The 19,767-nt window shown below is 71.1% G+C and carries 18 protein-coding genes and 1 tRNA gene; 14 read left to right on the top strand and 5 right to left on the bottom strand.

What is annotated here, in order from left to right; translation table 11 throughout:
* Window positions 1-11 precede the first annotated feature (11 nt).
* From MUN76_RS08495 to MUN76_RS08480, 4 genes are all read left to right on the top strand, one after another.
* Entirely contained in the window at window positions 12-1,163 is a 1,152-nt protein-coding gene (locus MUN76_RS08495; RefSeq protein WP_244683928.1) for a DNA polymerase III subunit delta', read from the top strand.
* Window positions 1,160-2,737, top strand: coding sequence for an alpha/beta hydrolase (locus tag MUN76_RS08490; RefSeq protein ID WP_244683927.1), 1,578 nt, complete (start codon window positions 1,160-1,162; stop codon window positions 2,735-2,737). Before MUN76_RS08495 ends, MUN76_RS08490 begins: the two co-directional genes overlap by 4 nt.
* A 121-nt stretch (window positions 2,738-2,858) precedes the next feature.
* Window positions 2,859-2,930: transfer RNA gene (locus tag MUN76_RS08485), tRNA-Thr, on the top strand.
* A 194-nt stretch (window positions 2,931-3,124) separates the two neighbouring features.
* The gene (locus tag MUN76_RS08480) at window positions 3,125-4,294 is read left to right on the top strand and encodes an acetyl-CoA C-acyltransferase (RefSeq protein WP_244683926.1); all 1,170 of its coding nucleotides are present in this window, start codon (window positions 3,125-3,127) and stop codon (window positions 4,292-4,294) included.
* A gap of 70 nt (window positions 4,295-4,364) precedes the next feature.
* Here MUN76_RS08480 and MUN76_RS08475 read toward each other — a convergent pair whose 3' ends face one another.
* The 4 genes from MUN76_RS08475 to MUN76_RS08460 all read right to left on the bottom strand — a co-directional run bounded on the left by MUN76_RS08475 (window position 4,365) and on the right by MUN76_RS08460 (window position 8,561).
* Entirely contained in the window at window positions 4,365-5,501 is a 1,137-nt protein-coding gene (locus MUN76_RS08475) for an NAD(P)-dependent malic enzyme (RefSeq protein ID WP_429953361.1), read from the bottom strand.
* 257 nt (window positions 5,502-5,758) lie between these two features.
* Window positions 5,759-6,493, bottom strand: a complete 735-nt coding sequence (hemQ, locus tag MUN76_RS08470; protein ID WP_244683924.1) for a hydrogen peroxide-dependent heme synthase — start codon at window positions 6,491-6,493, stop codon at window positions 5,759-5,761.
* A 48-nt stretch (window positions 6,494-6,541) separates the two neighbouring features.
* Window positions 6,542-7,729: a 4-hydroxybenzoate 3-monooxygenase gene (locus tag MUN76_RS08465; protein WP_244683923.1), complete on the bottom strand. Its 1,188-nt coding sequence runs from the start codon at window positions 7,727-7,729 to the stop codon at window positions 6,542-6,544.
* Window positions 7,730-7,802: 73 nt separating this feature from the next.
* On the bottom strand, window positions 7,803-8,561 hold the full coding sequence (locus MUN76_RS08460; RefSeq protein ID WP_244683921.1) for an IclR family transcriptional regulator: 759 nt from the start codon (window positions 8,559-8,561) through the stop codon (window positions 7,803-7,805).
* Between the two features lie 95 nt (window positions 8,562-8,656).
* Here MUN76_RS08460 and MUN76_RS08455 point away from each other — a divergent pair, with 95 nt between their 5' ends.
* The 7 genes from MUN76_RS08455 (at window position 8,657) to MUN76_RS08425 (ending at window position 14,698) form a co-directional block, all read left to right on the top strand.
* Window positions 8,657-9,409 (top strand): IclR family transcriptional regulator, encoded by a 753-nt coding sequence (locus MUN76_RS08455; protein ID WP_244688727.1) that lies wholly within the window; start codon window positions 8,657-8,659, stop codon window positions 9,407-9,409.
* 150 nt (window positions 9,410-9,559) lie between these two features.
* A complete protein-coding gene (pcaH, locus tag MUN76_RS08450; protein WP_244683920.1) occupies window positions 9,560-10,384 on the top strand; it encodes a protocatechuate 3,4-dioxygenase subunit beta in 825 nt (274 codons plus the stop codon).
* The gene (gene pcaG, locus MUN76_RS08445; protein ID WP_244683918.1) at window positions 10,384-10,962 is read left to right on the top strand and encodes a protocatechuate 3,4-dioxygenase subunit alpha; all 579 of its coding nucleotides are present in this window, start codon (window positions 10,384-10,386) and stop codon (window positions 10,960-10,962) included. The genes pcaH and pcaG overlap by 1 nt, the downstream gene beginning before the upstream one ends.
* Window positions 10,952-12,406, top strand: coding sequence for a lyase family protein (locus tag MUN76_RS08440; RefSeq protein ID WP_244683916.1), 1,455 nt, complete (start codon window positions 10,952-10,954; stop codon window positions 12,404-12,406). The genes pcaG and MUN76_RS08440 overlap by 11 nt, the downstream gene beginning before the upstream one ends.
* Window positions 12,403-13,182 (top strand): alpha/beta fold hydrolase, encoded by a 780-nt coding sequence (locus MUN76_RS08435; protein WP_244683915.1) that lies wholly within the window; start codon window positions 12,403-12,405, stop codon window positions 13,180-13,182. Before MUN76_RS08440 ends, MUN76_RS08435 begins: the two co-directional genes overlap by 4 nt.
* A 98-nt stretch (window positions 13,183-13,280) precedes the next feature.
* A complete protein-coding gene (gene pcaC, locus MUN76_RS08430) occupies window positions 13,281-13,637 on the top strand; it encodes a 4-carboxymuconolactone decarboxylase (protein ID WP_244688725.1) in 357 nt (118 codons plus the stop codon).
* On the top strand, window positions 13,634-14,698 hold the full coding sequence (locus MUN76_RS08425) for an FUSC family protein (protein ID WP_244683914.1): 1,065 nt from the start codon (window positions 13,634-13,636) through the stop codon (window positions 14,696-14,698). Before pcaC ends, MUN76_RS08425 begins: the two co-directional genes overlap by 4 nt.
* A gap of 96 nt (window positions 14,699-14,794) precedes the next feature.
* Here MUN76_RS08425 and MUN76_RS08420 read toward each other — a convergent pair whose 3' ends face one another.
* Window positions 14,795-15,376 carry a PadR family transcriptional regulator gene (locus MUN76_RS08420; protein ID WP_244683912.1) on the bottom strand — a complete coding sequence of 194 codons (582 nt, stop codon included), beginning with the start codon at window positions 15,374-15,376 and terminating at the stop codon, window positions 14,795-14,797.
* A gap of 222 nt (window positions 15,377-15,598) precedes the next feature.
* On the opposite strand from MUN76_RS08420, the gene MUN76_RS08415 reads away from it, so the two are divergent.
* From MUN76_RS08415 to MUN76_RS08405, 3 genes are all read left to right on the top strand, one after another.
* A complete protein-coding gene (locus MUN76_RS08415) occupies window positions 15,599-16,840 on the top strand; it encodes an aromatic ring-hydroxylating oxygenase subunit alpha (protein ID WP_244683911.1) in 1,242 nt (413 codons plus the stop codon).
* 4 nt (window positions 16,841-16,844) lie between these two features.
* Window positions 16,845-17,912 carry a PDR/VanB family oxidoreductase gene (locus MUN76_RS08410; protein WP_244683910.1) on the top strand — a complete coding sequence of 356 codons (1,068 nt, stop codon included), beginning with the start codon at window positions 16,845-16,847 and terminating at the stop codon, window positions 17,910-17,912.
* A gap of 445 nt (window positions 17,913-18,357) precedes the next feature.
* On the top strand, window positions 18,358-19,758 hold the full coding sequence (locus MUN76_RS08405) for an MmgE/PrpD family protein (protein WP_244683909.1): 1,401 nt from the start codon (window positions 18,358-18,360) through the stop codon (window positions 19,756-19,758).
* Window positions 19,759-19,767: the final 9 nt, after the last annotated feature.

The following is a 19,767-nucleotide window of genomic DNA, read 5'->3' as shown; positions in this document are numbered from 1 at the left end:
ATCCTGGCCGAATGGAGTTCTGGGCAGAGATCGTCGGCCAACCCGACGCCGTGCGCACCCTGCATCTCGAGGCCGAGGCTCCCGGGGCGCACGCCTGGCTGATCACGGGTCCCCCGGGTTCGGGGCGCTCGAACCTCGCGTTCCGGTTCGCCGCCGCGCTGATCTCGCGGACCGTCGAAGACCGCGAGCGGATCTTCGAGCAGGTCCGCGCCCGCACGCATCCCGACCTCGGCGTGCTCAGCACGCAGAAGCTCCTCATTGACATCAAGGCTGCCCGAGAAATCGTCACGACGGCGCACTACTCGCCGGCCGAGGGCCGCTACCGCGTCATCGTGATCGAGGACGCGGATCGGATGCCCGAGCGCACCTCGAACGTGCTGCTCAAGGCACTGGAGGAACCGCCGGAGCGCACGATCTGGATCCTGTGCGCCCCGAGCGAGGCGGACCTGCTGCCCACGATACGCTCGCGGGCGCGCTCGCTCCGTCTCGTGACCCCGAGCACCGCGGACATCGCGCGCCTCCTGCACGAGCGCGACGGGATCGACGCCGACGCCGCGGAACGCGCCGCGCGGCTGGCCCAGAGTCACATCGGCATGGCCCGCAGATTGGCGTCCGACGCCGAGTCGCTGGAGCGCCGCGACCGCACCATCGAGATCGCGCTCGGCATCGAGACCCTGGGTGAGGCGATGCGCGCTGCGGCGTCGCTCGTGAAGGTCGCCGAGGCCGACGCGGCGGCGATCACCGAGCAACTCGACGCGCGGGAGCGGGAGGACGCGATCCGGAGCCTCGGACTGGCACCGGGGGCCGCGATCCCGCCGCAGATGCGCTCGCAGATCAAGGCGCTCGAAGAGGATCAGAAGCGCCGCGCCACCCGCAGCCTGCGCGACGGGATCGATCGGATCCTCACCGACCTGCTCTCGCTCTACCGCGACGTCCTGCTGACCGCGCTCGGCGCCGATCCGGAGCTCGTCAACCGTGAGCAGGGAGCGCGGATCCGGCAGCTCGCCGAGCGCTGGTCCGCGGTGCGCGCCCTCGGCATGGTGACGTCTCTCGAGACCGCACGCGAGCGCCTCGCGCGCGGCATCACCCCGGGGCTGGTGCTCGAAGCGCTGTTCGCCGGTGCCGTCGCCGGAACCCTGTCGCGATCGGAGCTGAGCGCGTGAGCGACGTCGAATCGGAGGGCCCCGTGACGCGCGGGCTGCGTCGACGACCCGTCGCCATCGCGGTGACGCTCGCGATCGCACTGGTCGTGAGCGCCTGCGTGCCGCTCGCCTTCCTCGGCCAAGGGGAGGACCGCGGTACCCCCGCGCCCAGCCTGCCCGCCGAGCCCGAGAACACCGTCGAGAGCTTCGCCGAGCAGGAGCCCGGGTGGCAGCCGTGCCTCGACGGCATGCAGTGCGCCGACGTCTACGCCCCCCTCGATTGGACGGACCCGGCCGGCGAGCGCATCACGCTCCACCTCGTGAAGCACCCCGCCACCGGCGGCGATCCGATCGGCACGCTGTTCGTGAACCCGGGCGGTCCCGGGGCATCGGGCGCGGATTACGTGGCGAACAGCATCGCCTCCGCGGTGCAGCCCGAGGTGGCACGCGCGTACGACGTGATCGGCTGGGACCCGCGGGGGGTGGGGCAGTCGTCGCCGGTGAGCTGCCTCGACGCCGCCGCGATGGACGAGTACCTCTTCGGCCTCGGCGAGGACGTGGGCGAGGTCGGCAGCGACACGTGGATCGCCGCCGCACAGGCGGAATCCGAGGAGTTCGGTTCGGCCTGCGCGGCGAGCACGGGCGACCTGCTGGCGCACGTGGATACCGGCTCGACGGTGCAGGATCTGGACATGCTGCGCGGCATCGTCGGCGACGAGACGCTGAACTACCTGGGCTACTCCTACGGCACCTACATCGGGGCGCGCTACGCGGACGCGTACCCCGAGAAGGTCGGCCGCCTGGTGCTCGACGGGGCGATGGATCCCGCGGCCAGTCTCAGCGAGGTGGTGCGCGAGCAGACCCGCGGGTTCGAGCTCGCCCTGCGCGCCTACGTCACCGACTGCATCGAGCGCCGCGACTGCCCGTTCACGGGCGACGTGGAGGAGTCGATGACCGCGATCGGCGTGCTCCTCGACCGGATCGATGCGGATCCGCTGCAGGGCTCCGACGGCCGGATGCTGTCGTCGAGCACGATGCTCACCGCGATCATCACGCCGCTCTACTCGCAGAGCAACTGGGGCTATCTCGACCAGCTCTTCGAGACCGCCGCCGACGGCGACGCGGACGTGGCCCTGTCGCTGGCGGACTTCTACTACGATCGCCAGGGCGGCGAGTACCTGAGCAATTCGACCGAGGCATTCTCGGCGATCAACTGCCTCGACTACCCGAATGACCCGGACGTCGATCAGATGCGCGCCGACGCCCAGGAGCTCGAGGAGATCGCGCCGACGATCGGACGGTTCCAGGGCTACGGTGATCTCGCCTGCGCCGGCTGGCCGTTCCCGGGTGTCGAGGAGCGCACCGCGGTGACGGCGGCGGGCTCCGCGCCGATCCTTGTCGTCGGCACCACGGGGGATCCCGCGACGCCGTACCGCTGGGCGGAGTCGTTGGCGGACCAGCTCGAGAACGCGACGCTGCTCACGTACCAGGGGGAGGGGCACACCGCCTACGGCGAGAACGCGTGCATCAACTCCGCGGTCGACGCCTACCTGCTCGAGGGCGTCATGCCCCGGAGCGGCGTCACCTGCTCGTAGGGGGTGTGCGTCGCCGGGTCCCGTGCCGCCGGGGCAGCTTCGCCCGGCGTCGGCGGCGTCGAGATCGGGGTGGCAATCGTGCTAGAGTGGACCCTCGTGTGCGAGAGCAATTTCGCACCACGCCGCCTTAGCTCAGGGGTAGAGCAGTTCCCTCGTAAAGAACAGGTCGTCGGTTCAAATCCGACAGGCGGCTCTCCTGGCCCTCGTCATTCGTGACGGGGGCCTTTGTGGTGTCCGGGCGCGCACGCGCACACCTGAAGCCCGGACCACTGTGCGAGGTTGCTCCGTCGCGGTGCCGTCGCATGCGTCACACTGGAGGCACGGCTCCGGACGCGCACGTTTCGCGTCCGCGCCACCATCCACCGCTTCCCGTGAGGAGTCCGCTCGATGACCGCACTGATCGCGGGATACGCCCGCACCCCGTTCACCCGCTTCACCGGACAGCTGGCCGGGCAGCCCGCCACGGTGCTCGGTGCGCACGCGGTGCGTGCGGCGCTCGAGAGCGCCGGCGTCGCCGCAGAACAGGTCGACACCGTCGTGGCCGGGCAGGTGCTGCAGGCGGGTGCCGGGCAGAACCCGGCCAGGCAGACCGCGGTGGCGGCGGGCATCCCGATGGGGGTCCCCGCGATCACCCTGAACGCCGTGTGCCTGTCGGGCACCGAGGCGGTCTCGCAGGCGGTGCGGCTCATCAACGCCGGCGAGGCCGAGATCGTCGTCGCGGTCGGCCAGGAATCGATGTCGCTGGCGCCGCACGTGATCCCGCTGCGCGCGGGCACGAAGTACGGGGCCGCCGAGCTCGTCGACACCGTGGATCGTGACGGGCTCTCCGACGCGTTCGACCAGATCGCGATGGGCGCGCTGACCGAGCAGGGCAACGCACCGCTCGCCCTGACCCGCGGGGAGCAGGACACCTTCGCCGCCGCGTCCCACCAGCGCGCCGCGGCCTCCGCGGAGTTCTTCGCCGGTGAGATCGCGCCGTTCACGGTGACGTCCCGCCGCGGTGACACGGTCGTGTCCGCCGACGATGGGATCCGCGCGGACACCACCGCCGAGACGCTCGCGGGGCTGCGTCCCGCCTTCGCCGCGAACGGCACCATCACCGCCGGCAACGCGTCGCAGATCACCGACGGCGCCGCCGCCCTCGTGATCGTGAGCGAGGCCGCCGCAGAGCGTCTCGGACTCGCCCCGCTCGCGCGTGTGGAGGCGACCGCGTTCGTGGCCGGCCCCGACACCCACCTGCACTCGCAGCCCGCGCGCGCGATCGCGGCGGCGCTCGCGAAGACCGACGCCGAGACGACGGACCTCGCTGCCGTCGAGATCAACGAGGCCTTCGCCGCGGTCGGCGTGCAGTCGACGAGAGAGCTCGGACTCGATCCCGCCATCGTCAACACGCACGGCGGCGCGATCGCGCTCGGCCACCCGATCGGGGCCTCCGGGGCTCGGATCGTCGGCACCCTGGCTCGTCAGCTCGCGGCGCTCGGCTCGGGTTCGCTCGGCGCGGTCGGGATCTGCGGCGGTGGCGGTCAGGGCAGCGCGGTGATCCTCCGCGCGGTGTAGTCGCGCAGGACCGGGCTTTCCGGACCGGACCGATCAGGCCGCGCGGTGGTGTCGCGCTCGACCGGTCCGATCACACTGCGGCGATCACCGCGGCGGCCACGGCGGGCGCCACGCGCGGGTCGAGCGGGCTCGGCACGATGCGGTCGACCGAAAGCCCCTCGAGCGCGAGCTCCGAGATCGCGTGAGCGGCTGCGATCTTCATCTGCAGGGTGATGCCCTTCGCGCCGGCGTCGAGTGCGCCGCGGAAGATCCCGGGGAACGCGAGCACGTTGTTGATCTGATTGGGGAAGTCGCTGCGCCCGGTCGCGACGACGGCCGCGTACTGGCGCGCCACGTCCGGGGTGATCTCCGGGTCGGGGTTCGAGAGGGCGAAGATGATCGCGTCCTCGGCCATCCCGGCCACGTCGGCCTCCGGCACCGTCGACGACGATACGCCGACGAAGGCGTCAGCGCCCGCGAGCGCCGCGGTCGTGCCGTGCTCGATGCGGCGCGGGTTGGTCCGCTCCGCGAGATCCCGCTTCACGCCGGAGATGTCGGTGCGGCCCGGATGCAGGGTACCCCGGGAATCGAGCACGATGACATCGGTGAGGCCCACGGCCAGGAGGATCTCGGCGACCGCAACGCCCGCCGATCCCGCACCCGAGATCACGACGCGGAGCTCGGCGAGCTCCTTGCCCACGACCTTCGCGGCGTTGGTGAGGGCCGCGAGCACCACGACCGCGGTGCCGTGCTGGTCATCGTGCATGACGGGCATGTCGAGGGCCTCGATGAGCCGGCGCTCGAGCTCGAAGCAGCGCGGGGCGGCGACATCCTCGAGATTGACGGCGCCGAAGCTCGGCGCGATGCGCACGAGCGTCTCGACGATCTCGTCGGTATCGGTCGTGTCGAGCACGATGGGGATCGAGTCGAGCCCCGCGAACGTCTTGAAGAGGGCCGATTTGCCCTCCATCACCGGGAGCGATGCGCTCGCGCCGATGTCGCCGAGCCCGAGCACCGCGGTGCCGTCGGAGACGACCGCGACGAGCCGGGAGGCCCAGGTGTGGCTCTGCGCGAGCGCGGGATCGGCGGCGATCGCCCGGCTCACCTGGGCGACGCCCGGGGTGTATGCGATCGAGAGATCCCGCTTGGAGTCGATCGGGCGGACGACCCCGACCGAGAGCTTGCCGCCCTCGTGCGCGGCGAAGATCTCCTCCTCGGAGATGGGGATCGGCGATGCTGCGTCGGCGGTGTCAGCGGGTGCGGTGGGTACGGCGGAATGCGTGGTCACGGGGTCTCGCTCTCACAATCGGGGACCGGAGTCCGGGGAGGGCCGTCGAGGGCGGGTGACCCCTCGGCACGGTCCGACTCTGGACCGTGCACGGGAGCGCTCGAAGCTTCGGCCTATCCTCCGGGGAAGTTCCGGCGCTGTCAAGAGTCGAATGCGCCGACCCGTCACGAACGGCAACACCGAGTGAGCGGCTCGCCCTACTGCAGCACCTCGATGATCTCGGCGATCTCGAGGCGTCTTCCGGTGAAGAACGGGGCCTCTTCGCGCACGTGGCGTCGGGCGTCGACCCCGCGGAGCGCGCGCATCATGTCGACGAGTTCCGTGAGGTCGTCGGCCTCCATCGGCAGCAGCCACTCGTACTCCCCGAGCCCGAATGCGGCGACCGTGTTCGCCACGACGCCGGTGTACTGCGCCCCCGCCCGGCCGTGCTCCGCCAGCATGCGGCTGCGGTCCGCGGCGTCGAGCAGATACCAGTCGGTCGAGCGGACGAAGGGGTAGACGGCGAGCCACTGCTTCGCCTCGACGCCGCGCACGAATCCGGGCACGTGCTCGCGATTGAACTCGGCCTCGCGGTGCACGCCGACCGCACCCCAGACGCGCACGAGCGGCCGCAGCAGTGCGGTGCGGCGCAGCTCGCGGAGCGCCCACTGGAGATCCTCGGCGGAGGTGCCGTGCAGCCAGAGCATGAGGTCCGCGTCGGAGCGCATGCCGCTCACGTCGTAGCAGCCGCGGAGGGTGACGTCCTCGCCGCCGATGACCTCCACCACGTCCTCGAACTCCCGCACGGCGCCGACGACGTCCCGGCCGTCGAGCACCTCCGGGTGGCTCGAACTCACGCGGAAGACCGCGAAGAGTGTGTATGCCGGGACAGCCTCCTCGGCCTCCGTGGCGTGGGCGGGAACGGCGGTGGCGGTGGGATCCGAGATGCTCATGCCTTCATCCTCTCGACCCGTGCGGCCGGGCGCAAGGGCGCCTCGGGATCAGCCGTGCGCTCCGGTCTCGAGCGGCCAGCCGGTGTACGCCTCGGCGAGATACCGCTGGCCGGCCTCCGACTCCACCACGGAGCGGAGCTCGCCGAGCTGGCGCAGCCGGTCGAAGTCGCTCGCCTCGGGACTGAGGTGCAGCAGGCTCGTCATCCACCAGGAGAAGTGCTGGGCCTTCCAGATCCTGCGGAGCGCGGTCTCGGCGTAGGCGTCGAGCGCGCGCTCGTCGGCGTGACGCAGCAGCGCGTCGAGCGCGCGATGCAGCAGCACCACGTCGGCGATCGCGAGGTTCATGCCCTTGGCGCCCGTCGGCGGCACGGTGTGGGCGGCATCGCCCACGAGCGCCGCGCGGCCGTGCCGCAGCTCGTGCGCCACGAAACTGCGGAAGCGGAGCACGTCGCGCTGGAAGATCGGGCCCTCGGCCAGGTCGGTGCCGGGGACGCGCGCCTGGAGCGTCTCCCACAGATCGGCCTCGCTCATCGCGTCGACGTCGGTATCCGGGTCGCACTGGAAGTACATGCGCTGCACGGTCTCCGAACGCTGGCTGATCAAGGCGAAGCCCTCGGGAGAATTGCTGTAGATGAGCTCCTCGGAACTCGGTGGGGCCTCGCAGAGGATCCCGAACCACGCGAACGGGTACTCGCGGAAGTACCCGCCGGTCGAGGATCCGGTGACGGTCGGGCGCACGACGCTGCGCGAGCCGTCGGCGCCCACCACGAAGTCCGAGACGATCTCGAACGCTGTGCCGTCGTCGTGGCGGCCGATGACCCGTGGCGACGTCGTGCCCGCGTCCTCGACCCGCTCGACCGTGGCGCCGAAGCGCAGGTCCTGGCCCGCTGCGAGACGGGCCGCGATGAGGTCCTTCAGCACCTCGTGCTGCGGGTAGAGCCAGACGCTGCGACCCACGAGTCCCGGGAAGTCGATCCGGTGGCCCTCGCCCGCGAAGCGGAGCTCGATGCCGTCGTGGCGGTGCCCCACCGTGCGGGCGCGGCTGCCCGGGATCCCGTCGAGGAGCTCGACGGTGCCCTGCTCCAGGATCCCGGCGCGGATCGTCTGCTCGATCTCGTCGCGGCTGCGGAGGTCGAGCACGATGGACTCGATGCCGCTCTCTGCGAGGAGGTGCGACAGCAGGAGGCCAGCCGGGCCCGCTCCGACGATGGTCACGGGGGTGCGTTCGAGGGTCATGGGTCCTTCTCCGTTGAGGGATGGCGTGTTCAGACCAGTGTGGGATCCCGTCGCGTTCGTCGTTCGAAGATTCTCATTGAATGGGAAAACTGAATTTCAGATCGGCCTCGATGCGGGTGGCCGCGGACTGGAGTGCGGAGACGGCGGGTGCGGGATCCGCGTCCCGCGGCAGCACGATCGAGAGGGCCGCGATGACCGAGCCCGCGTCGCGGATCGGCACGGCCACGCCGGTCGAAACGGCCTCGATGGACCCGGGGGCGATCACGACGCCGCTGCGCCGGATCTCGCGGAGGCGACGACCGAGCGTGGCGGCGTCGGTGACCGTGCCCGGGCCGAGGGGGCGCAGCGGTTGCGACAGGATGCGATCCCGCACCGCGGGGTCGGCGTGCGCCAGGAGGATCAGTCCGGAAGAGGACGCGTGCAGCGGCAGCCGCCCGGCCACGCGCGTGATGTTGGCGCCCGCGTCGGGATGCGACAATCGCTCCAGGAAGAGCGCCTCGCCCTGCTCGAGCACGGCGAGCTGCGTGTGCTCGCGGATCGCCGCCTGGACCGCCTCCATGTGGGGGAGCGCGGCCTGACGCAGCCGCAGCGCCGTCGACCCGCGGAGTGCCAGCTCCCACAGCCGCATGCCGAGGCGGACGCGGTGCTCGTCGTCGCGCTCGAGCACTCCCGCGGTGACCAACTCGTCGACGAGGCGGTGGGCGGTGGAGACGGGGATCCCGGCGCGGCGGCCGATGTCGCTGGCCGTCTGCACGGTGCGGTCGGCGGAGAACGTGTCGAGGATCCGCACGACGCGGCCGATCACGGAGTCGCCGCTCGGAGAGTTCGCCATGCGCCCAGCTTGCCACGCGCCCGGTTCGCGACGCGCGGTAGTCTCGGTCCGAACGGGCACACAGGAGCACAAACGAGGCGAGCGGGGTGAGGGGCATGGCCGGTGCGGGGATCCTGGATCGCGCGCTCGCCGTGCTCGGATGCTTCAGCGAGGACGAGCCCGAACTCACCGCGGCCCGCCTCGCCGAGCGCACCGGGCTCCCCGCATCGACGCTGCACCGTCTGCTGGGCACGCTGCTCGATCGCGGCCTGCTCGTGCGCACCCCGGGCCACCGCTACGCCGTCGGCTCCCGCCTCTGGGAGCTCGGCGAGCGCTCCCCGCTCGCGCTGCGCCTGCGCGAGCCCGCGATCCCGCACCTCGTGCGGCTCTACGAGGCGACGGGCGAGAACGTGCACCTCGGGGTGCTCGACGGCGAGCCCGAGTGCGCCACGGTGCTGCAGGTCGGGCGGGTCACCGGGCAGCGGGCCATTCCGACGCTGAGCCGCGCGGGGGGTCGGGATCCGCTGCACGCCACCGGGGTCGGCAGGGCGCTGCTCGCCACCCGCGACGCGGCGTGGCTGGGGCGCTACTTCACGACGACCCGCGAGCGCGAGACGGTGCACACGATCGTCGACGAGCGAGCACTGCGCGCGGACCTCGACCGCACCCGCGCCCGCGGCTACGCCCTCACGCGCGAGGAGATGACCCTCGGCAACATCTCCGTTGCGGCCGCCCTGCCGCCGATCCCGGGCCTGCCGGCCGCAGCCCTCGGGCTCGTCGTGCACATCGACCGCGCGGACGAGCGCAAGCTCGCGGCGCTGGTGCAGCAGTCGGCGCGGGAGTTGTTCGCGGCGGTGCGGGAGGGCTGACGGCGCGTGAAAGCCCGGACGGCACCCCAGAGGCCAGGTGCCGCGAGACGGCGCGGATCCCGAACTCCCACTCAGTGAGACTCGGTGCGGTGGGATCCCGCCGTCGCTGGCACCCTGGACGTCAGGATTCACCTCGAAGGAGAGCCCCCAATGTCCACTCAGACCCCGCCAACGGCGGCCGCCCCGGAATCGCTGCTCGCGGCCCCGGATCAGGCCAGCCAGGCCGAGATCACGGCCGAGACCGCCGCGCTTCACGCGTCCTATGCCGACCGCGTGCGCGCGGGCGAGCCCCTCCCGCGCACGATGCACGACTTCCCGCCGTACCGCTCGAGCCTGCTCCGCCACCCGACCAAAAACCTGAAGCTCGTCGATCCCGAGACCATCGAGCTCTGGTCGCCCGCCTACGGCCAGCGCGACGTCGCCGCGATCGAGTCCGACCTCACGCTCCAGCACAGCGGGGAGCCGCTCGGTGAGCGCATCACCGTGACGGGCCGGCTGCTCGACTCCTGGGGGAGGCCGCTTCGCAACCAGCTCATCGAGATCTGGCAGGCCAACTCCGCCGGGCGATACATCCACCAGCGCGATCAGCACCCGGCGCCGCTCGACCCGAACTTCACGGGCGCGGGGCGCGCGATCACCGACGATGACGGCGCGTACGCGTTCACCACGATCAAACCGGGCCCGTACCCCTGGAAGAACCACGTCAACGCGTGGCGACCGGCCCACATCCACTTCTCGGTCTTCGGCCCGTCGTTCACGCAGCGGATCGTCACCCAGATGTACTTCCCGGGCGACCCGCTCTTCCCGCTCGACCCGATCTACAACACGATCCGCGATCAGCGCGACCGGGATCGTCTCATCGGCGCCTACGACCACGACCTGACTGTGCCGGAATTCTCGATGGGCTACCGCTTCGACATCGTGGTCGACGGCCCCGACGCGACCTGGTTCGAGCCCGAGGAGGGAGATCACTGATGCCCGCACCGACCCCCGCGGGAGTTCCCGCCAAGACCCACGAGCCGACGCCGGGACAGACCGTCGGACCGTTCTTCGCCTACGGCACGACCTTCCCGAAGCAGCACCAGGTGGCCTTCCCGCACTCGCCGGGAGCGATCGTGCTGAGCGGCCGGGTGCTCGACGGCGCCGGCAACCCGATCCCCGACGCGATGGTCGAGATCTTCGCCGCGGACACCGACGGCAGTGTGCCCCGCGTCCGCGGCACGCTCACCCGCGACGACCACTCCTTCACCGGGTTCGGCCGTGCGTTCACGAGCGACGAGGGGCACTTCGAATTCTGGACGCGGAACCCGGGCTCCGTCGCCGGCGAGGCGCCGTTCTTCGCCGCAGTCGTCTTCGCGCGCGGGCTGCCCGACAAGCTGCACACCCGGATCTACCTGCCGGAGAACGCTGCCGCGCTCGCCGCGGATCCATTCCTCTCCTCGCTCACGTCGGAGGAGCGCGCTACGCTCGTTGCAACGCGCACACCCGAGGGGTATCTCACTCACGACATCTCCGTGCAGGGTGAGAAGGAGACCGTGTTCATTGCCTTTTGAGTCGTCCGAGTCCGGCCGCCGGGTGATCGGTGACGTCGGTCTGCTCTCGCCCGTGACCGTCGGCACCGACGCAGAGCTGAGCGACGCCGCTGTGCTCGAGGCGCTGGTGGCGGCCGAGGTGGCGCTCACGCGAGCGTGGGCCGACGTGGGGGTGGCCCCGCGACCCGCGGCCGACGAGATCTCCACGGCGCTCGGATGGCGCGGTCCGGGCGAAGGGTGCGCCTGGCCCGACGCCCCGCTCGAGCAGCTCGCGGCGGATGCCGTGGCCGGGGGCAACCCGGTGATCCCGCTCGTCGGGCTGCTCCGCGACCGGGTCGCGGCCGAGGCCCGCACGTGGGTGCACCGCGGCGCGACCAGCCAGGACGTGCTCGATTCCGCCCTCATGCTCCTCGCGCACCGCTCCGCGACCGCCACCCTCGGAGAGCTGCGCGCAGCGGCTGCGTCGCTCGAACGGTTCGCGGCCGAGCACCGCGACGAGGTCGCTGCAGCTCGTACCCTCACGCAGCACGCCGTACCGACGACCGTCGGGCTCCGCGCCGCGGGGTGGCTGCGCGGGATCCGGCGTGCGGCCGATCACCTCGACCGCACGATCGCCACGCTCCCCGCGCAGCTCGCAGGGGCGGGCGGCACCCTCGCCTCGTTCGTCCAGATCGGCGGGGTCGACGCGGCACGCGCGCTCCCGGCCGCCTTCGCCGCGCAGCTCGCGCTCGCGGTGCCGGACGGCCCCTGGCACACGCAGCGCTGGCCCGTCACGGAGCTCGGAGACGCGCTGACCCGCGCCCTCGACGCGCTCGGGGTGGTCGCGGCCGACGTGGCCACCCTCAGCCGCACCGAGGTCGGCGAGTTGGCGGAGCGCTCCGGCGGCGGGTCCTCGGCCATGCCCCAGAAACGCAACCCCGCACGATCGGTGCTGATCCGGTCGGCCGCATTGCGCGCCCCCGGGCTCGCCGCGACGCTGCACACCGCGGCGGCGCTCGCCGTCGATGAGCGCCCGGATGGCGCGTGGCACGCGGAGTGGCCGACGCTGCGCGAACTGCTCCGACTCGCACGCGGTGCCAGCGCCCACGCTGCGGTGCTCCTCGACGGGCTGTGCGTCGATCCCGACGCGGTGGCGCGCAACCTGGCGCTCACCCGTGGGCTCATCGTGTCGGAGCGGCTCGCGATCGTGCTGGGCCCGGTGCTCGGCGCGGAGCGGGTGCGGGGCCTGGTGGCGAAGGCCGGACGGAGTGCGGATCTCGCGGAATTGCTCCGAGCCGAGCCGGATCTCGCCTCCGCCGGCATCGATGTGGACGAGATCCTCGACCCCGCGCACTACCTCGGCCTCGCCGGTGACCTCGTCGACGGTGCGCTCGCCGCAGACGCCCTGACCGCCGAGCGCCCCGCGTCCCCCGAACGTCCCGAGCCCCCCGGATACCCCGCGACCCCCGAGAAGGAGCTGCCATGACCCTGCCCGAGATCGCCCTCACCGAACCGGTCGGCGCCCCGAGCCGCCCGCTCGTGGTGCTGGGCCATTCCCTCGGCACCGGTCCCCTCATCTGGGAACGGGTCGTGCCCGTGCTCGCCGCGCACTACCGGGTGACGCTGCTGTCGCTCCCGGGGCATGACGCGGCGCCGGTGCCCACGGAGCCGTTCACGATCGAGGAGCTCGCCGACGCCGTCGCGGCCGCCGTGCGGGAGCTCACCCCCGGGCCGGCGCTCTACGCCGGGGTGTCCATCGGAGGCGCGCTCGGGCTGGCGCTCGCGCTGCGCCATCCTGATCTTTTCGCCGGATCGGCGGTCATCGCCTCGGCCGCGTCGCTCGGCACCGCGGAGCACTGGATCGCGCGGGCCGCGTTCGTGCGCGAGCAGTCGACGTCGGCGCTCGTGACGGCCTCGGCGCAGGCCTGGTTCGCCCCCGACTCGATCGCGAACCAGCCGGAGATCACGGGCCGGATCCTCCGGGTGCTGCAGAGCGTCTCCGACGAGGGGTACGCGCGCTGCGCGGAGGCACTGGCGGGCTACGATCTGCGGGATCGCCTCGGCGAGATCCGGATCCCGATCCTCGCGATGGGCGGTGCGTTCGACGGGGTCGCCCCGGAGGAGCGGCAGGACGAGACCGTGGCCGGGGTCGCGAACGGTCGCAAGGTGATGATCGCCGATGCGGGGCACCAGCCGCCGGCCGAGCAGCCCGACGCCGTGAGCGCCGCGCTGCTCGAGTTCTTCGCGGAGGTGGCGGCGTGAGCGGCGCGGGCGGAGTGCGTGATGCCGGCGGATTCGGCGACGCTGACGGGTTCAGCGACGCCAGTGGGTTCAGCGACGCCGAGCGCACCGAGCGCGGCATGGCGGTGCGTCGCGAGGTGCTCTCCGACGCGCACGTCGATCGCGCGAATGCGTCGATGACCGAGTTCACCGCAGACTTCCAGGACTTCATCACCCGCACTGCCTGGGGGGACATCTGGTCGCGTCCCGGCCTGGATCGCCGATCCCGCTCCGTCGCCGTGCTCACCGCGATGATCGCGCTCGGGCACCACGACGAGTTCGAGATGCACGTGCGCGCTGCCCGCCGCAACGGCCTCACCGTTGCGGAGATCAAGGAGGTGATCCTGCAGGCGGGGCTCTACTGCGGCGTGCCAGCGGCGAACACCGCCTTCAAGCTCGCGGAGCGGGTGCTCCGCGACCTCGGCGAGGTCGAGTGACCCGTTTCTCCCCGTCGACCGGTGTCGTGCAGGCGGTGCGCAGCCTCGTGCAGCTGCCGCCCGGACCCGGTCCCCGCCTCGCGATCGCGGTGCGCGCCGCGGTCTCGATCGCGGTGCCCTTCGGCGTGCTCACCCTGCTCGGCCACGAAGGGATCGGCCTGCAGACGGCCGCCGGGGCGTTCGTCGCACTCTTCGCGGCGGGTGCGGCGGCGGGGGAGCGCGCAAAGGTGCTGCCGATCGTCGGTGCCGCGCTGCTCGCGTGCGCCGCACTCGGCACGATCCTGACCCCCTGGCCGTGGCTGCTCACGGCGGGGCTCGTTGTGGTCGCGGTCGGGAGCGCGGCGCTCGCGTTTGCCTACCGGCTCGGGCCGCCCGGGCCGGTGTTCTTCGTGCTCATCTTCGGGCTCGCGGCGAACATCACGGGGGTGGTCGATGGCGAGAGGATCACGCCGCCCAGCACTTTCCTGTGCGCGCTCGCGGGTGGCATGGTGTTCTCGTACCTCGTCGCGCTCACCCCGCTCGTGCGCCGTACGGAGCGTGCACGACCCGTGCGGCCCCTGCGCGAGGTGCTGCCGGGGCCCTGGCTCGGTCGCGGCGAGCAGCAGCTCGTGCTCCGGATCGCCCTCGTCGCCGTGCTCGGCGCCGCCATCAGCGTGTGGCTGCTCGATCCGCACCGCGCGTACTGGACCGTGTCGGCCGGCGTCGCGGTCGTCGGCTTGAGCGCCGTGCGCCTCCACTCCTTCGGGCGGGGGCTCCACCGCACCGTCGGCACGGTGCTCGGGGCCGCGGTCTACCTGGCGATCGCCCCGCTCGCGCAGGTGCCCATCGCGCTCGTGCTGCTCTTCCCGCTGCTGCAGTTCATGATCGAGATCGTGGTGGTGCGCAACTACGCGCTGGCGCTCGTGTTCATCACGCCGCTGGTGCTGCTCCTCACGAGCGCCGCGACGGGCAACGCCGATCTCTTCGGCACGGCCGGGGAGCGTGTGCTCGATACGCTGATCGGCTCGCTGATCGCGATGCTGACGGGGTTCGTGCATCGGAAGCGGAATCCCGCGCGGTAGCGCTGCCCGTCGCTCCGTGTCTGCCGCTACGCTGCCCCGTGTCTGCCGCTCCGCTGCTCCGTGTCTGCCGCTCCGCTACTCCGCTCCGTCGCTCCGCTACTCCGCCGACGCCAGCAGCGCGATTCCCCGCTCCGCCCACGCGATCTCGGCGTCGGCGCGGGCGATCTTGCCCTCGTAGGCGAAGAGCTTGAACGCGGCGATGCGATCCCAGTCCGCCGGGTCCGTCGCCGTGAACCGGCGCTGGAGTGTGGCGCTCGTGCGATCCCGAATCTCTTGCACCTGCTGCTCCGCGCTGCGCTTCGCCGCGGTGAAGAACGCGATGTGCTCGACCAGTCGGTCGCGCGCGGTGTCGGGCGTCCCCCACTCGAAGTACGCGGCGAGAAGGTGGGCCTGATCCCGCTCCGGCGCGTAGGGCAGCGAGGTGGCCTGCCAGTCCGCAAGCGCGTCGCGCCCCGCATCGGTGAGCGAGTACTGGGTCTTGGTGGCGCCCGCGGAGCCCCACGGCACCGGGGTTCCCTCGAGCAGTCCCGCCGTCTGCATCTTGCGGAGCTCGGGGTAGATCTGGGAGTCGGGGGCGTGCCAGAGGTGGCCGACGGACGAGCGGAAGTGCTTCACCACGTCATAGCCGGTGAGCGGGCCGCCCGAGATGAGGGCGAGGAGTGCGGAGCGCAGACTCATGTGACGGGGGCTTTCACGATCGGGGTGCGGGTGGGTGGTGGTGCAAGCGGGTTGCGGGTGCGAGCGCATTTGGGTGCGTGCCGGTTGCGGTGTGAGCGATTTCTGGGGTGAGCGGTTGTTGGCAAGCGTATCCCGCGGCTGTACAGTGGAACCACCGTAAATAACTATCTCGATAGCTATTTGCCCCTCGGCCGAGGGGTCCATGACACAAAGGAGTGCCTGATGACCGTCGAAGCATCCTCGACATCCACCGCGAAACTGCTCACGTATCCGCTGAACGCCTGGTACGTCGCCGCCTGGGACTACGAGATCACCGCGAAGGGGATCCTGGCCCGCACCATCGCCGGGCGCCCGCTCGCGCTCTACCGCACCCAGGACGGCAGGCCCGTGGCGCTCGCCGACGCGTGCTGGCACCGGCTCGCCCCGCTCTCGCAGGGCACGCTCGTCGGCAACGACGAGATCCAGTGCCCCTACCACGGGCTCCGCTACAACCCGGCCGGTCGCTGCACCGGCATGCCCGCGCAGGAGACGCTGAACCCGTCGGCGGTCGTGCCGTCGTTCCCCATCGTGGAGCGCTACCGCTACCTGTGGGTGTGGCTCGGAGACCCGACGCTCGCCGATCCCGCCCGAATCCCCGACATGCACCAGCTCGATTCCGCCGAGTGGGCGGGCGATGGCGAGACCATCTACGCGCCCTGCAACTACCAGCTCGTGCTCGACAACCTGATGGACCTCACGCACGAGGAGTTCGTGCACTCGTCGTCGATCGGGCAGGAGGAGCTCAGCGAATCGGAGTTCTTCGTGACGCACGACGAGCACTCGGTGACCGTGACACGGTGGATGCTCAACATCGATCCGCCGCCCTTCTGGCTCAAGAACATGCGCGACAAGTTCCCCGGGTTCTCGGGCAAGGTCGACCGCTGGCAGATCATCCACTACTCCTACCCCTCGACCATCTGCATCGACGTGGGGGTCGCCGCGGCCGGCACCGGGGCGTATGAGGGCGACCGATCCCAGGGCGTGAACGGGTACGTCATGAACACGATCAGCCCCGAGCAGGATCGCAGCTGCCACTACTTCTGGGCGTTCATGCGCAACTACCGGCTCGACAGCCAGGTCATCACGACGCAGCTCCGCAACGGGGTGCACGGGGTGTTCGGGGAGGACGAGGCGATGCTCAAGGCGCAGCAGGAGGCGATCGATGCGAACCCGGACTACGAGTTCTACAACCTGAACATCGACGCGGGCGGCATGTGGGTGCGCCGGATGCTCGAGCGGGGGCTGGCGGCCGAGGGGCGGGGAGATGCGCCGCCGCAGCGGGCGAAGGAGTACCGGCTGACCGGGTCGGGCGGGGGTGCTGCGGGTTCGGCGTCCGCTGGTGCTGCGGGTTCGGCGTCCGCTGGTGCTGCGGCCGCGGTGCCGGCCGCGGTGCCCGCCGCGGCGCCCGCTCCGGCGGCGGGGTAGCGCCGTGGCGGACAAGCACGTCGAGTGGCAGGACGCGACGGTCGTGGAGTGCGCGGACGTCGCGCTCGGGATCCGGCGCATCGTGCTCGCCCCGTCGCGGCCCGCGCCCGCGAAGCCGGGTGCGCACGTCGACGTCGTGGTGCGGCTCGAGGGGGAGCGCGAGGACGAGCGGTCATATTCCGTCGTCGATGCGAGCGCTGACGGCGACCGGATCGCCCTGAGCGTGTTCCGCGCCCCGATGTCGCGCGGAGGATCACTGTTCATGCACGGGCTGCAGCCGGGCGACGTGCTCCGGATCACCCAGCCGCTCCAGGACTTCCCGTTGCGGGTGGGGGCGCCGTCGTACGTGCTCGTCGCGGGCGGGGTCGGGATCACCGCGATCCTCGGGATGGCGTCGCTGCTGCAGCGGCTCGGCTTCGACTACGTGCTGCACTACGTCGGCAGCCGGCGCGAGCGGATGGCGTATCTCGCCGAGCTGGAGGCCGCGCACGGGGACCGGTTGGTGGCCCACGTGACCGAGGAATCGGGGCGCATGAGCGTCGACGCGCTGCTCGCGACGGTGCCTGCCGACGCCGAGCTGTACATGTGCGGGCCGATCCGGCTCATGGAGGCGATCCGGCGCAGCTGGGAGCGCAGCGACCGCGACATCACGGCGCTGCGGTACGAGACGTTCGGCAACTCGGGGTGGTTCGAGGCGGAGCCGTTCGAGGTCGAGGTGCCGCAGTACGGGGTGACGATCGAGGTGCAGCCGAGCGAGTCGATGCTCGAAGCGCTCGAGCGGGCCGGGGTCGACATGATGTACGACTGCCGGCGTGGGGAGTGCGGACTGTGCGAGATGCGGATCCTGGGGCTTGAGGGGGCCGTGGATCACCGGGACGTGTTCTACTCGGAGCGGCAGAAGGCGCCGAACTCGAAGATGTGCGGGTGTGTATCGCGGGTGGTGGCGGGTGGTGGTGATCGTGCTGGTGCTGGATCCCCGCCTCTGGACCGTGCCGCGTCTCCCTCCAGCCCGGCGTCGGCCGAGTACCGCCCCACGGGGCGCATGGCCCGGGTGGTTGTCGAGCTGACCTGATCCTCCGCGCCTGCTTTGCATTCCCACCCCTCGCTCCTCTTTTTGGGCGTGAGCGAATGCTGTGCTGACGCGCGCCGTGCGCCCCGGAAATCGCTCACGCGACGCCCGTAGCGAGGGGGCGTGAGCGCGTTCTGTTGTGAAAGTGGACGGGGCGCCCCCGAAATCGCTCACGCGGGGGGCCGGGTGCCGCGGGGGCCGCGGGGGTGAGGAGCCAGGATGGGCGGGGCGTGAGCCGGGAGGGCATTGCTTGCTCGGGAGCGGGTTGGGCCCGGGCGACCGAGACGTCGGTGCAGCTCACGCGGATAACCTCAATAATCTTGAGCTTATTGATCCAAAACATCAGTCTTTTCGAGACCGTCTGCTCCTGGAAGACTGAGGATCATCGGCCCACCAGAGGCCATGAGAGCCCGCCGGCAATGGTGCCGCCGAGGAAAGGTGCGCACACATGCAGCAGCAGATCGAGTCCACGGACCGCGACTACGCGGGCGTCATCGCATCTCATCTGGAAGAGGCGGCACTCGCCATGATTCCGCAGGCCACCATCGCACGCGCCAAGGAGCGAGTGCTCGACAGCATCGGCAACATCCTCGCAGGCGTCGACGCCACAGGGAACGCTGCTGCACGGTCGGTGTTCGCCTCGTACGGCGGCAGCGCCGAGTCGACCGTCATCGGAACGGGGACCGCTCTCCCGGCCCCGCACGCCGCGATGCTCAACGCGCTGTCCATGCGCTCCTACGACTTCGAGGCCGTCGGCGCAGAAGCCGGCGACGCGAATATGGTGGCCGCGCACATCAGTGGCACGACGGTCCCGGTCGCCCTCGCCGCGAGCGAGCGGGCAGACGCCTCCGGAGCGCAATTCCTCGAGGCGCTCGTACTCGGAGATGATCTGGCTTCAAGACTGGCCGTTGCCTCCGGCTTCCACACCGCGAGCGGCGGGGACAACACCGGAACCGTGAACGTGATGGGTGGCGCCGCCATCGTCGGCAAGCTCGCCGGCTTCGGTGCTCAGCAGTATCGCGATGCGCTCGGACACGCGCTCAACCAGATGTCCGGAACGGTGCAGAACCTCTTCGACAAGGCCTCCTCCTTCAAACTGCCGCAGGCGATGGCCGCGCGCAACGCCGTTGTGTCGGCGGATCTCGCCGCAGCGGGTTTCTCGGGAGTGCACGACGCACTGACGTCCTCGTTCGGTTTCTTCACTCTCTTCAGCCCGGACCCCCATCCGGAGCGGATGCTGGAGGATCTCGGCCGGAGCTACTTCGGCGACATGATCATCAAGCCGTGGGCGTCGTGCCGGGCCGCCCATCCCGCCCTGGACGCGGTGATTCGTCTCAAGCACGCCCATCGGCTCGAGGCGCGCGACATCGAAGCCGTGGAGATCCACGTGACGCCGACGACCAAACGCGGCTTCACCGGACAGGAGTTCGCCGCTGCACCGGGATCCGAGGTGGATGGGCTCTTCAGCATTCCCTACAACGTTGCGGTCGGGCTTCTTGAGGGAACCGTCCGTCCCGAGCATCTCAGCGCCGCGTACATGGCACGCGCCGAGGTGCGCGATCTCCTGGATCGCGTCACACTCGTCGACAGTCTGTCGCCGCACGAGTACCAGACCGCAGAAGCGGTGGTGCGGACCCGTTCGGGGGAGACGTTTCGCACAAGGGTCGAAGCTGTACTGGGGGATCTGCACCGGAACCCGCTCACACGGGATCAGGTGGCCGAGAAGTTCTTCCTCAACGTCGAGTTCGGCGGCCGGATCTCCACTGCAGACGCGCGACGAGTGCAGGACGCCGTCGACCACCTCGAGGATCTCGACAGCATGCGTGCGCTGGTCGCGCTGATCGCCTGACCCGTCGCA

This window comes from Leucobacter rhizosphaerae, assembly GCF_022919175.1.
Lineage (GTDB): Bacteria > Actinomycetota > Actinomycetes > Actinomycetales > Microbacteriaceae > Leucobacter > Leucobacter rhizosphaerae.
The sequence above is the reverse complement of the archived record's forward strand: the minus strand, read 5'-3'. Positions and strand labels throughout refer to the sequence as shown.